The 13,871-nt window shown below is 65.4% G+C and carries 10 protein-coding genes; 1 reads left to right on the top strand and 9 read right to left on the bottom strand.

Features of this window, described 5'->3' with window-relative positions; genetic code table 11:
* From AC1D1P_RS00540 to AC1D1P_RS00505, 8 genes are all read right to left on the bottom strand, one after another.
* Nucleotides 1–949: alpha/beta hydrolase (locus tag AC1D1P_RS00540; protein WP_477671782.1), on the bottom strand; the 949-nt coding region annotated here is incomplete at its 3' end.
* Between the two features lie 81 nt (nt 950–1,030).
* Entirely contained in the window at nt 1,031–2,170 is a 1,140-nt protein-coding gene (locus AC1D1P_RS00535) for an ABC transporter substrate-binding protein (RefSeq protein ID WP_477670364.1), read from the bottom strand.
* Entirely contained in the window at nt 2,167–4,581 is a 2,415-nt protein-coding gene (locus AC1D1P_RS00530) for an efflux RND transporter permease subunit (RefSeq protein WP_477670363.1), read from the bottom strand. Before AC1D1P_RS00530 ends, AC1D1P_RS00535 begins: the two co-directional genes overlap by 4 nt.
* 39 nt (nt 4,582–4,620) lie before the next feature.
* Complete coding sequence (locus tag AC1D1P_RS00525; protein WP_477671781.1) at nt 4,621–5,700, bottom strand: WD40/YVTN/BNR-like repeat-containing protein; 1,080 nt, start codon at nt 5,698–5,700, stop codon at nt 4,621–4,623.
* A complete protein-coding gene (locus AC1D1P_RS00520) occupies nt 5,700–7,058 on the bottom strand; it encodes a DUF1329 domain-containing protein (RefSeq protein ID WP_477671780.1) in 1,359 nt (452 codons plus the stop codon). The genes AC1D1P_RS00525 and AC1D1P_RS00520 overlap by 1 nt, the downstream gene beginning before the upstream one ends.
* Nucleotides 7,059–7,081: 23 nt before the next feature.
* Nucleotides 7,082–8,761, bottom strand: coding sequence for a DUF1302 domain-containing protein (locus AC1D1P_RS00515; protein WP_477670360.1), 1,680 nt, complete (start codon nt 8,759–8,761; stop codon nt 7,082–7,084).
* Nucleotides 8,762–8,846: 85 nt separating this feature from the next.
* The gene (locus tag AC1D1P_RS00510; RefSeq protein WP_477670359.1) at nt 8,847–9,614 is read right to left on the bottom strand and encodes a coniferyl-alcohol dehydrogenase; all 768 of its coding nucleotides are present in this window, start codon (nt 9,612–9,614) and stop codon (nt 8,847–8,849) included.
* Nucleotides 9,615–9,695: 81 nt separating this feature from the next.
* Complete coding sequence (locus AC1D1P_RS00505) at nt 9,696–11,150, bottom strand: benzaldehyde dehydrogenase (protein ID WP_477671779.1); 1,455 nt, start codon at nt 11,148–11,150, stop codon at nt 9,696–9,698.
* Between the two features lie 272 nt (nt 11,151–11,422).
* Here AC1D1P_RS00505 and AC1D1P_RS00500 point away from each other — a divergent pair, with 272 nt between their 5' ends.
* Nucleotides 11,423–13,225, top strand: a complete 1,803-nt coding sequence (locus AC1D1P_RS00500) for a sigma 54-interacting transcriptional regulator (RefSeq protein ID WP_477671778.1) — start codon at nt 11,423–11,425, stop codon at nt 13,223–13,225.
* Between the two features lie 20 nt (nt 13,226–13,245).
* On the opposite strand, the gene AC1D1P_RS00495 is transcribed toward AC1D1P_RS00500, so the two are convergent.
* Complete coding sequence (locus AC1D1P_RS00495; RefSeq protein WP_477671777.1) at nt 13,246–13,866, bottom strand: ATP-binding cassette domain-containing protein; 621 nt, start codon at nt 13,864–13,866, stop codon at nt 13,246–13,248.
* Nucleotides 13,867–13,871: the final 5 nt, after the last annotated feature.

Below are 13,871 nucleotides of genomic sequence, written 5' to 3'. Positions count from 1 at the left end.
CGCGCAACCACCGCGCCAGGTCCGTCACGACCCGCAGGCCGATGGGCGACACCGCCGTGAAATGTATACAGGCATGAATGGCACTGGGGTAGTGGCGGTGCGTCACCTCTACCCCGGCAGAGTCCATGCGCCGGGCGAGGGCGTGGCCCTCGTCGCGCAGCGGGTCGTGGCCCATGGTGGCGACCCATGTGGCGGGAAGGTTCGCCAGGCCCCCTGAGTCCAGCAAAGCAAAGTCAGGATGCTTGTCCGCATCGGTCTGCTTGCCGAGATAGCTGGCCATAAACCACTGCATCACGCCCATGCTGAGAAATTTGCCTTCGTTCTCCGGGTAGGAGGCGCTGGGCTGGCTGGGGTGCTGTGCCACCGGATAGATCAGGCCGAGCGCGCGAACGGCTTTTGCGTTCACGCGCCGTGATGCCACCAGTGCCAGCTGCGCGCCGGCGCTGTCGCCGGCCACCGCGATACGGTTTGCGTCGCCGCCCAACGCAGAGGCATTTGCGAGTACCCAGCGCAAGGCGGCCTCGACGTCGTCCGGTGCGGCGGGGAAGGGGTGCTCCGGCGCCAGCCGGTAGTCCACCGCCACGACCAGCATGCCGCTGTGGTGGCACAGCGTGCGGCAAACCTTGTCGTGGGTCTCCAGATCGCCGATCACAAAACCACCGCCATGCGCATACAGCAGCACGGGCCAGGGGCCTGCAGCTTCGGGCCGGTATACACGAAGGCGCAGCGGACCGCTGGGGCCGGGGAAGCTGGTGTCGTTCACTTCCCCGATGGCTGGGGCCGGCAAGCCCAAGGTGCCGGCCAGCTCGCGGTAAACCTGCCGCGCGATGGCGGGGGGCAGGCTTTCCAGGGGCGGGTTGCCCTGCGCGGCCGCCTGCGCCAGAAAGCCGGCCAAGGCGGGGTCCAGCGGAGCCGTCTCGAGCACGGTGGGGATGGTAGATATGGTCATTGCAGTCCTTGGCAGTTCACAGTTGCAGTACAAGGGTCAGCGCGGAACCGGCTTTGCCGGGCCGCAGGCGCCTAGGGGGTGTCACCGAATTAGTTTTCCATCGCGCGCCCGCATGCCGATCTCGACATGGTCCGAAGCGTGGTGCCGCTCCCGACCGAACGAGAGCCTGAAGCCGCCCAGGTCCAGTGCTCCAAGGCTTTCAATCGCCTCGCCGAGGCGCTGGCTGTCGGTGCGCGGGCCGGCACGGCGCAAGGCTTCCGTGCAGACACGCAGGTTCAGGTAGGACTCCAGGCCTTCGAAGGTCATAGCCTCGGGGCCGATGAAATCGTCTGCATCGCGCTCGAGCTCACGCACGATGGGCAGGCGGGCCACCTCGGGATTCGGCACCACGCTGGTGTAGCCCACCAGCCGGTTGCGAAACAGCCGTGTCAGCTGCGTCAGCCCCGCCGTCGACAAAGTGGCGATGGTGGACGGCACACTGTCATAGGCTGCGGCCGGAAGCCGCCCCAGCGCATCCAGCACCTCGTTGCCCAGGTTGAGTACCAGGGCCTGCGGCGCGGCCTTGGCCACGTCGCGGAATGCCGCTTCGATGGACGACAGCCGCGCGTCGGCGGTGATGCGTGTGACCTGCCGGCCGTCGCGTTGCAAGGCTGCCACCAGCGCCTCGGTGCGCGCCGGTTCGGAACCGTCGGCCAGCACCGCCACCCGGGTGACGCCGATGGATGCCAGCTGGCGCGCCAGTGCATCGGCCTCTCGCGCATCATCCGGCCGCAGGCTGAAAACATGGCGGACATCGGGAGAACGCAAAGCCGACGCGCCCGACATCGGGCCGACCAGCGGCACGCGAAGTTCACGCGTGGCCTGGGCGGCCTCAAGGCAGGCCCGTTCACCGAGGCAATTGGCGATGAGCACTGCCTTGTGCTGGCCCACCAGGATGCGCAGGTTGGCCGCCACGCGCCGTGGGTCGCCGCCGTCATCCAGCGTCACCAGCTCGATGCGGCGCCCGGCGATTCCGCCTGACACGTTGACGCGCTCCACATGCGCGCGGGCGCCGGCCAGCACACGGTTGGCGACCGGAAAGCCCGCGCCGGTGAGCGGCAGAGACTGGCCGACGACCAGGGCGTCGGGCGCGGCATGGCTTGCCGCGGCCGCGCCCAGCAGCATCGCCGTGGCAAGAAGCCTGCGCGTGCGGCGGGTCAGTGTGTCGCCACGCCGGCTCATACCGGCACTCGTACATTGACCGGCGTGGGCAGGGCCACTGCCGGCCGCAGCAGGAAGTAGCCAAGCGCGGGCAGCAGGACCAGCGCCCCCACCATGTTCCAGACAAACATGAAGGCCAGCAAAATGCCCATGTCGGCCTGGAACTTGATCGGTGAAAAAGCCCAGGTGCCGATGGCCAGCGCCAGCGTGATGCCGGTGAGCAGAACCACGCGGCCGGTGAACTGCAGCGCATGGTGGTAGGCCTCGGACAGGCTGGCACCTTCGCGCATGCGGGCCAGCGTGATGCTGAGCACATAGAGGGCATAGTCCACGCCGATGCCCACGCCAAGCGCAATCACCGGCAGCGTGGCGACCTTGACCCCCATGCCCAGGCCCACCATCAGAGCCTCGCACAGGATCGAGGTCAACACCAGCGGCAGCACCGCCACCACCACTGCGCGCCAGGAGCGGAAGGTGATCCAGCACAAAATCACCACCGCTGCATACACCCACAGCAGCATCTCGCGCATGGCCTTGCCCACCACGATATTGGTCGCCGCATCAATGCCGGCGCTGCCCGCGGCCAGCTTGAAGGTGACGTCCTGCGTGTTGTTGACCGCAGCGAAGCGGTCCACATCTGCCACCACGCGTGCCAGGGTTTCGGCTTTGTGGTCCTTCAGGTAGACGTACAGCGCGAGGAAAGAGCAGCTCTGGTTGAAAAGCTCGCGGGGTGCGCGCGTCTGCACGCCGCCCAAAGCGCCTTCGTTGGGGAGCAGCTCAAACCACTTGAAGTTGCCTTCGTTGTAGCCCACCATGGCCAGCTTGGACAGCGCGGCCATCGAGTTGGTGGATTCCACACCCGGCACTTGCTCAAGCTGCCAGGCCAGGGCGTCCACCTTGGCCAGCGTGCCATAGGCCGTGCATTTATCCGCGGGCGTGGTCACCATCACGGTCAGGATGTCGGCACTCGCTGCGTAGTGGGCAATCTGGTAGGCGTTGTCCTGGTTGTAGCGTGAACTGGGCCGTAGTTCGGATGCGCCGGGGTCGAGGTCGCCGATTTTCAAATGCAGGCTGATGGCATAGCCGCCTGCGGCCATGAGCGCCGCAACGACCACTGCTGCCGTGGCCCAGCGCTTTTGCGTGAAGTGATCCAGCAAGGCCCACAGCCATGAACGTTGTGCCCCTTGCGATGCTTCCTGGCGCAGGCTGCGTGCCGCCGCCGTGGGGGCCACGCCCACGTAAGACAACAGGATGGGCAGCAGCACGAGGTTGGTGAAGATGAGAACCGCCACGCCGATGCTGGCAATCAGGGCCAGGTCCTGGATAACCTTGATCTGGATGATGACCAGCACTGCGAAGCCCACGGCATCGCAGAGCAGCGCGGTCAGGCCCGCGACGAACAGGCGCCGAAAGGTGTAGCGCGCTGCGACCACCCGGTGTGTGCCGCGGCCGATGTCCTGCATGATGCCGTTCATCTTTTGCGCGCCGTGGCTCATGCCGATGGCGAACACCAGGAAGGGCACCAGAACTGAATAAGGGTCGAGCTCATAACCCAGCAATGCCAGCAGGCCGAACTGCCAGACTACCGCCACCACCGAACACGCCACCACAAGCGCTGTGCTGCGGGCGCAGCGGGTGTAGGCAAACAGCACCGCGGTGGTGATGGCGAGAGCCAGCAGGAAGAACAGCAGCACCTGATGCAGGCCCTCGATCAGATCACCAGCCACCTTGGCGAAGCCGGTCACACGAATCTGCAGCGCATCGTTGCCGTGCTTGGCGCGCAGGACTTCGATCTGGCGTGACAAATCGCCATAGTCCAGCGCCTTACCGGTTTCCGGATTACGGTCCAGCAAGGGAACAAACACGATGCTGGACTTGAAGTCGCCCGCCACCAGCTGGCCGATTTCGCCCGAGCGCTCGACGTTGGCGCGCAGCCCGGCAAGGCTGGCGGGTGAGCCGTCGTAGGCATCAGGGATCACTGGCCCGCCGTCCAGGCCTTCCTCGGTCACGGCCACCCAGCGGGTGTTGGAGGTCCACAGCGACTTCATGAAGGGCCGGTCCACACCGGGCAGCAGAAAGATTTCGTCGTTGATCTTCTGCAGCGCATCGAGGTAGGCCTTGTCGAAGATCGTGCCCTGCCGGGCCTCCACCACCAGCCGCAAGGCATTGGCCTGGCCGCCGAGGTCGGCCTTGTGGGCCAGGTAGTTGACGATGTAGGGGTGGCCCGTCGGGATGGTTTTTTCAAAACTGGCGTTGAGCTGCAGCTTGGTGGCCTGCCAGCCCAGCACGAGGGTCAGCAGCAGGCACACCGCCATGACCCAGAGCCGGTGATTGAAAAAAGCGCGCTCAAGCAGCGTGCCCGAACGCGTGTCAAAGTCTTCAAGCCGTGCGACGACGGGCTGGAGATCGGAAGAGGAGGAATCGGCGTGCATAAAGTTTCGCCATTGGCGGCGCATGTCTCTTCGTTGTTTTCAATTTGCCGGCAGTGCGGGCAAGTGCCGCATGCCACGCAGGCTTGCCAGCACCAGGCTGCCGTCGGCCGCCAGGGCAACGCCGGAAACCGGGACCGGCTCGCGTGCCGGGATGCGCCGCAGGCCGGGCCCGCCTGCGGTGCCCATCAGGGCGTCACCCGCCTGGCTCATCAGAACAAAACCGCCGTCCGGCAAAGCCATGCCGGCTCCCACCGCCATGGGCACGCCGGTGTCGAGCTTGTCCCAGTGCACGCCCTCGTCTGTCGAGCGGTAGGCCGAGCCGCGCAGGCCGTAGGCCACCAGCGCGCCGCCTCGGGTGCGCAGCAGGCCGAAAAAGCTGCCCTTGTACGGTGACTGCAACGCGGTAAAGCTGGCCCCGCCGTCACTTGAGCGCAGCAGCAAGCCCTGCTCACCGGCGATCACCAGCGTGCGGCCGTGGGCGCGCACGCCGTACAGATGAAGGGCTTTCGGGTTGGGCAGCCGTAGTCCCCATGCGGCCCACGTCTTGCCGCCGTCTTCGGTGGCAAACATCAGGCTGTAAGCACCGACGGCAAAGCCGCGCCGGGCATCCACGAATTCCAGGTCAAAGAACGGTTTGTCCGCACCTTCTTCCACCAGGCGCTCCGCCTGTGCCATGGCCTGGCTGTCGCCGCTGCGCTGCGCTACCTGCTTCACCAGCTCGGCCGCCTGCATGCCGTCAAGCTGTTTTTCCCAGGTGGCTCCGCCGTCAACGCTGCGCAAAATCACGCCCAGATGTCCTGCGGCCCAGCCGGTGCGTTCATCGGCGAAACACACGGCCGTCAAGGTGGCTTGCACAGGCACCTGCGCCTGTCGCCAGGTGGCGCCATGGTCATCCGACAGCAACACCGTGCCACGCTCTCCCACCGCCACGAGCCGGGTGCCGGCCCGTGTCACGGCCAATGTGGCCGCGCCTGACGCCTTGGGCGTGACCAGCGCCGGCTGTGACAATACGGCGGGCCCGTTGGCAGCCCATGCGGGGAGTGCAGCGGAGGCCACCCAGCCGAGCAGCCCCATCAGGGCTGTCCGCCGCGCAACGCGAGGCTGGGCACTTCCGGTCATCAGCGAGCGCCTTCGCTGGCGAGCGATTCAGCGCTGAAGAAGGAGCGCGGGATCGGCGGCTGCACTTCATACTGTTTGGGCAGCTCGTTGGAGGCCATGTTCAGGTAGTAGGCGCCGGTCTGCATGTCATAGCCGCCCCACAGCACGACGTTGGTCACGGCGGGGACGTCCGGTGCCGTCAGCATCAGTGCGTAGTTGGTGCGCCAGAGCTGACCTTTGGCGTCCCAGCCGTCGAACAGTGCGATCTGCCAGGAGTCTTCGTCGATGTAGTACTTGCGTTTGGGCACCACATGGCGCTTGCCGGCAGCCAGTGTGGCCTCGACTTCCCACACGCGGTGCAACTCCCAGCGCACCTGGGTCGGGTTCAGCGTGTTGGGCGTCACCAGGTCTTCGATCTTGGCGGAAGCTGCGCGGTTGTTGTTATAGGGGATGTAGATTTCCTTCTTGCCCAGCAGCTTGAATTCGTGTTTGTCGATCGGGCCAAACAGCGTGAAGGCCTCGTCGAACAGACCGATGCCGGAGGTCACCGAGTCGGGTGTGTCATACGCCACGGAAGGCGCTTTGCGCACGCGGCGCTGGCCCACCAGGTACTGCCACAGGCCGCGCGGCGCGGCATCCGAAACACCGTCGAGCGCCAGGATGGCTTCGCCCGCTTTGGAGCCCGGTGCGTTGACCACCAGCTTGCCGTACTGGTAGTAGCCGTCGAACTTTTCGGCGCTCCCGTCCTTGTCGTAGAAGGCCTGGCGTATGGTTTGCGTGCCGCCGGAGGCCATGGTGCGCTTGCCATCGGACGTCACCACCCACACGCGCATCGGCATGGAAAAGTTGCCGCCGCGCCAGGCTGTGCGCTGGTTCCACATGGCTTCATAGCCGTCTTTGGGAATCGGAAATGGTGTACCGCCAAAAGCACCTTCCATGCCGTAGCCGCCTTCAATGGTCTTGGCCCGGGTGGCGTTCCTGAAGGTGTTGTCGTACACCGACTGCGGCGCCGCCGCGGTGCGGTGCGTGGGGTAGACGTCGATGCGGAAGTCGGGGTACTTCTTCATCAGCGCCTGCACGCCGTCGGTCAGCTTGTCGGCGTGCTGCGCCATGTTTTTGGCGTTGATCGACAGGATGGGTTTTTCGTTGGGATACAGGTCGGGCCGGGCATCGCCGTTCTTGTAGCCCGGGGTGGCCTTGGCGAGGCCCCCTTCCCACGGCGGAATGGTGCCTTCCTTGTTGCCGGCTTTTTCGGCGCCCATCGGGGTCAGCGAGGATCTGAGTTTGGCGGCCTCTTCGGCGGTGACGGCGGCCTGGGCGGACATGGCGCCGGCCAGCAGGGCGGCCACGAGCAATGAGTGTTTTGCGGTCTGCATCATGATGGTTGTCTCTGTAATGTTTTTCAGAAAGTGCGGGAAGCGGTGAAGGAAACGAAGTTGCGGTCTTTCAGGGTCTGTCCGTAGGACAGCATGCGGGTGGGGGTGCTGGGGTCCGTGACGGTCAGGGTGTTTTCCTTGCCGACGAAGGCGGTGTAGTTCAAGGCGAAATTCCAGACGTTCTGGTATTTGCCCTTGATGCCTATGCTCACGTCGCCCGCCTTGCTGGCCCCGCCGGCAAAGTTGATAACGGCTGCGGAACGGCCGCCGAAGTTGTAGCCCAGACCCAGCGGGAATGACAGGTCCAGGCCGGGCAAAACCTGGAAGTACTGCGGCTCAAAGATCATGCGGAACGCCGCGGCGTTCCGCGTTGCGTTGGGATCCAGCCCGCCAAAGCCGACGGCGCTGGGGTTTTTGGTCACGCTCATGAGCCGGTTCCAGGCCAGTTCGGCCACCAGGGCGCCGCCGTCCCACAGGCTGGACTTGTTGAGCACGTAAATGCCCGACAGATTCAGGTGCGCCGTCTTGCCGGTTGCATAGCACGGGTTGGAGGGAGAGCCGTCGCAGTTGGCCGGTGGCATGAAGGGTGCACCGCCCAGCACGGCGGGGTCGCTGGCCAGTGGCGCGTCGGTGCGCACCGAGCCCTCCAGTGCCCAGTTGAGCTGTCCTATCGATGACGTGACGCTGGCACCAAAAGTCTTGATGCCCTTGGCATAGACGTTGTGCACATTGCCGTTGATCAGGTCAAACACCGGAACAGCCGGGGTCTTGTCGTTGTAGCGTGCCGCGTACACGCCGAACTCATAGTTGCCTCCGGCCGGCGCCCAACGCAACTGGGCACCGAACTGGCCGCTGTCGCCCGGCTTCTGGTCGCGGCTGGTGTCGGTGGGCAGCACCGGCCCGCCGAGGTAGACCCGGCCGCCGCCTATGTAGTCCTGGTTGGAGAAATAACTGCCGACGCCGGGGATTTTGCTGGGCCGCCACTTGAGCTGGTAGTAGCCGCCCAGTGTCACGCCCTCGGCCACCTGCAGCGTGCCGGAGATCTGCTCCACCGGCAGCAGCACTTCCTTGAACTGCCAGTTCGGCACCGAGACGATTTTGGCGATGTCCACCGGGCCCTGCGCGTTGGCGATGCCGTTCTGGCCGAAGAACACACTCTCCCCGTACTGCAGCGCGTGCTTGCCGACGCGTATCGAGGCCGGCATGCTGCCGATGGATCCCTTGCCCCAGACAAAGGCGTCGAGGAATTCGTCACCGCGGCCGTGCTGGTCCCGCGTTGCCGGGACGAACTGGTTGGCGGCCTGGCCGGCGAAGTTGCTGACGCCTGCCGTGCCGTCATTGGCATTGGCGCGCAGGTACTGCGAGTCGTACCAGGCGGAGTGGCTGATGCGCAGGCCCCAGTTGCTGCGGCTGTAGTCAAATTCGGTCAACAGGTCGGCGCGGTTGGAGATCAGGCCCTTCTTGAAGTTGAGGTCGCCATCGTTTTCATTGGTCACACCGCCATCGCCGCGGGCGGCCGGCGAGGTGAGCAGTGCGGACGGGTCCTTCAGCCGCCAGGCCAGGCTGTACTTGGGTGTGAAGTCCAGCCGGATTTTGGTGTCGGGGTCGCCGTTGTCCAGTTCCAGGGCGTGAGCCGGCAGTGCGCAAGCCAGGCCGCAGGCCAAGGCCAGCGTGGCTGGCCTGAAGGGTGTGAATACCTTGTTCATCGAATGTCTCCTCGTTATGTCGTCGTTGTTACGTGAATGGGGGATGGGTGCCCTCGCACCCGCGGCGTGTCAGCGTTAGATATAGTTAGATATAGGTGGAGGCCAGGCCGCCGTCGACAGGAATGTTGGCGCCGCTGACCCAGCGCGCGGCGTCGCCGCACAGCCATGCGATGACGGGTGCGATTTCGTCGGCAAAGCCGGGGCGCAGCATGCGGTGGGCATCGGCCTGAACGCGCTCCTGGCCCAGCATCGCCACGAAGTCGCCCAGGATGGGCGTGAACACCGGGCCGGGCGCCACGCAGTTCATGCGCACACCTTTGCCCAGGAACCACTCCTGCGACTGCGTGGCGTTCCAGACGATCAAGGCTTCCTTGAAGTACTGGTAGCAGGTGGCTTGCGGCACAGGGTGGCTGCGCAGCCAGGCGGCACCGGCCTCGAAACCCTTCGCTGCCGCCAGCTCTTTGTGCAGGGCCAGCCGCTGCGGCCATTCGGCGCCCAGGATGGACGCCACGTTGACGATGCTGCCGCCGCGCGGCATGCGCGCCAGCACCTTTTCCGTCAGATGCCGCAGGCCCAGGTAATTCACGCGGGCCACCAGCTCGCCGTCTGCCGTGCCGGGTACGCCGGCGATGTTGCACAGCGCGTCAACCTGCGCCGGCAACTGGGCCACGGCGGCATCGATGGCCGCGGCGGTGCCGAGGTCGGCCTTGATGAAGCCGTCCAGCGTCAGGCTGGGATCGTTGCGGTCCATGCCGATGACCGTGGCGCCCTGAAAGCGCGCCAGCCTGGCCACCTCGGCGCCTATGCCGGACGAGGTGCCGGTGATGACAATGGTTTTGCCTTGCAGGCTCATAAAGCCTCCCGGGTGTGCGGATTCATGAAGGTCTCCTTGATGTGGTGAGCCAAAAAAATCGAAAAAGCTGAAGCGGTCCGTTCAGAACGGGAACATGGGCGCGGTGTCCTTGACGGTCATCCATTGCCATTGCGTGTATTCCTCCCAGTCGGACGGGCCGCCCACGCTGGTGCCGTTGCCCGCGATGCCAGGGCCGCCGAAGGGGTTGACGCAGTCGTCGTTGACGGTCTGGTCGTTGATGTGAACCATGCCGGCCTTGAGCTGCTGCCCCACCGCCATGGCGCGGCCCACCGAGCGCGAAATCACGGCGCAGGCCAGGCTGCCGGTGTTGTTGTTGGCCAGCGCGACCGCTTCCTCGTCGTTGCCGAAAGTGACGATGTTGGCCACCGGGCCGAAGGTCTCTTCATCGAACACGCGCATGCCGGGCTTGACGCCGGACAGCACCGTCGGCTTGTAGAACAGGCCGTCGTAGCTTCCGCCGGCTTCCAGCTTGGCGCCGGCCTTGATGCTGTCCTGCACGATGGCATGCACGCGATCACGCTGGCGCGCATCGATCAGCGGCCCGAGCGCGACCTGGCCGGTGGCACCGTCGCCGACCGGCAGGTGCGTGGCCTTGGCGACCAGGCGCTGCAGCAGCGGGGCCGCGATGCTCTGGTGAACGAGGATGCGGTTGGCGGCCATGCAGATCTGGCCCTGGTGCAGGTAGGCGGCCCAGGCGGCGTTGCTCGCGGCAATGTCCAGGTCGGCATCGTCCAGGATGATCAGCGAGTTCGCGCCGCCGAGTTCCAGCGACACCTTCTTGAGGTGCTTGCCCGCGAGCTCGCCGATGCGCCTGCCCACCGCGGGCGAGCCGGTGAAGGCGATCATCGGCACCAGCGGGTCGGTGACCAAGGCTTCGCCGGCTTCGGCGTCGCCGGGCAACACATGCAGCAAATCCTTGGGCAGGCCCGCCTCCGCAAAAATGCGTGCGATCATGAGGCCTCCGGTCACCGGCGTGCGGGTGTCGGGCTTGATCACCACCGCATTGCCCGCGGCCAGCGCCGGCGCCACCGCGCGCAGCGTCAGGATCAGTGGAAAGTTGAAGGGCGAGATGACACCCACCACGCCGTGCGGCACGCGGCGGGCGATGCTGGTGCGCCCCGGCACGCTGGGCAGCACATGGCCCTGGGGCTGCAGCGGCATGGCGGCGGCCAGGTGGCAGATGGTGATGGCTTCGCGTATCTCATGCTGCCCCTTGGGCAATATGCCGCCGGTCTCCCGCGTGGCATACAGCGCGAGTTCGTCGAAGTGCTGCTGGAACAGCGCGCCGGCGCGGCGGAAGACGTCGGCCCTCTCGCGCGGGGGCAGGGCGGCCCAGGGCTTTTGTGCATTGGCCGCCGCCCGCGTGGCCGCGGCCACATCCGCCGCGTTGGCGATGCCCACCGTGCACATCACATTGCCGGTCGCGGGCTCGACAACGTCGCGCTTCCCGCCGCCCAGCGGCGCTTGCGCCAGCGCGGAGAAATCCAGAAATGCCATCGCGTCGGATACACCCATTTGCTTTTGTCCTTACGGTTGTTTGATCAGCTCGCCACATCGGCGCGTCGTGCTTCTGTATCGCAATGCATGTACCAGCGCCGCGTGCCAGGGCCCGCTTGCTGCGCTGCACCCAAAGCTTTTTCACTGGGAGAACGGGGACATACCCTAGGTATGTTTGCTGCGGTGCAGCACATGGAAACCACCCATGTTTTCTTCATCAAATAGTTATAAAGTTGAATCAAATTTCACCAATTGATCAAATCAAATCAATCAAATCGAGGAGCAAAGCCATGCGCGCATCCGATCGCATTTCCCTGGCCGAGGTGGCTCGGGCCACCGGGGTCGCGCTGGGCAGCTTCGACAGCGCGTCGGTGGCCAAGGCCATGGGCGGGTTTGCCAGCACGCACATCGGCGGCGACACGCACCCGACGATCGCGGACATCAGCGAATGCCTGTTCTTCTCACCGGGTGACGGGCGCATCTGGCTGCAGGACCAGCGCATGGTGTTGCTGCACACCGAGGCACTCGGTTCCATGCGCCGCGAAATGATCGACAGCCTGGGCATCGAAAAAGCCCGCGGCCTGTTCACCCGCGCCGGTTATGTCAGCGGCGCCCGTGATGCCCAGCTGGTGCGCAAGCACTGGCCCGACGCCGACCCGCCGGCTGCCGCCATGGCCGGCACGCGCCTGCATGCGCTCGAGGGCGTGGTGAAGGTCGAACTGGTCAGCGTGACCTACGACCCGGACACCAGCGGCTATGAAGGCGAATTCATCTGGCACAACTCCAGCGAGGACGATGAACACATTGCCGCCTACGGCATAGGTGGCTCCCCGGCCTGCTGGATGCAGGTGGGCTACGCCACGGGCTACGTCAGCACGCTGTTCGGCCGCCTCATCGTTTTCCGGGAAACCATGTGCCGGTCCATGGGCCAGGCGCAATGCCGGGTGGTCGGCAAGTCCGCCGACAAATGGGACAACATTGAAGAGGACATGCGCTACCTGAATGCCCGGGAGTTTGTCGACACCGCGGCCTACGCGCGCAGCGAATCGGTCCCGGCCGACCTTGCGACCAGCGACGTGCCGGCCGGCGACGCGATGGTGGGCGCCTCATCCGCCTTCAACGCGGCCTGCCATCAATTGAGCCGGGTGGCGCGCACGACCGCCACCGTGCTGTTCACGGGCGAGTCGGGCGTGGGCAAAGAAAAGTTTGCCAGCATGCTGCACAGGATCAGCCCGCGCAAAGACCAGCCGTTTATCGCGGTGAACTGCGCGGCCATCCCGGAAACCCTGATCGAGTCCGAGTTGTTCGGCGTGGAGCGCGGCGCCTACACCGGGGCCAGCCATTCGCGGCCAGGCCGCTTTGAGCGGGCCAGCGGCGGTACCCTGTTCCTGGACGAAATCGGCATGCTGAGTTTTGTGGCCCAGGGCAAGCTGCTGCGCGCCCTGCAGGAGGGCGAGGTCGAGCGTGTGGGCGGCACGCGCGGCATTGCGGTTGACGTGCGTGTGGTGGCCGCCACCAATGAGGACTTGCGCCAGGCCGTGCGCGAAGGCCGGTTCCGCGAAGACCTGTTTTTCCGGCTCAATGTGTTTCCCATTCACCTGCCGCCGCTGCGCGAGCGACGCGACGACATTCCCCTGCTGATGAACCACTTCCTCAACCACTACCGGCGCAAGCACGGCTGCAACACCGGCGGCTTCACGCAGGCCTCGGTGCGCACGCTGCTGAACTACGACTTTCCCGGCAACATCCGCGAACTGCAAAACCTGATCGAGCGCGCCGTGATCATGGCCGATGCCGACGGCTTGATCGACGTGCACCACCTGTTCACCGGCGGCGAGACCTTGAGCACCGAGGTCATGACCTTGCGGATGCAGGGCAGCTCAGGCACCTTGAACTTCGACGGGGCGCCGGCTGGTGCGCATTCCATGCCGGCTGGCACCGCCGCTTCGCAGCAGTCCCTGGAGCAAACCGAGCGCGACATGCTGGAACGCGCCATCTCCGCCTGCCAGGGGAATCTCTCGGCAGCGGCGCGGCGGCTCAACACCACGCGGGCGAAGCTGGCTTACCGCGCCAGAAAACACAGCCTGATTTGAACCGCGCGCGGCGCCGTGGATCAAGCTGCCGGCGCCAGCGCCCCCAGGTAGGCCCTGACCTTCTCGTCGCGCGCCAGCGTGTCGAAGTCAGGCGCTTCGCTGACCGCACCTTTTTGTACAAAGATGAAACGCTCGCAGCATTGCCGCAGGATGTCGACGTGGTAGGGCTCGTTGGGATGCAGGCATAAAAACACCAGGCGGCCGTTGGCCCTGAGTTTGGCGAAGAAGTCCAGCATGAAGCCGATGTAGCCATCCTGCGTGTTGAACTGCGGTTCGTCGAACAGGTGCACCAGCGGCGAATCGCTCTGCGCATGCGCCAGCATGAAGTCGGGTTTGGTCTTTTGAAATGACCGCACCTGGTATGACTGGTGGTAGTGGATCGCCAGCCGGTCGCGTTCGCGTGTGCGCACCTGGTGGATGTCCTGGCCGTTGACCAGCACGCGGCCCGCGCTCGGCAGGTTGCTACCGGTGATCAGTTCGAACAGCGTGGTCTTCCCGGAACCGTTGGGGCCCATGACACCAACCACGCAGGGCTTGTGCACCTCGAAATCGGCGTTCAGTGAAAAGGTGGTCGTCTTGCGGAAGACGCCACGCTGGTATTGCTTGGCGACGTTCTCGACGCGTAACAGTGGATGGCTCATGCTGG

This window comes from Polaromonas sp. P1_E1_2, assembly GCF_056406035.1.
This window is presented reverse-complemented; position numbering and strand designations above follow the sequence as displayed.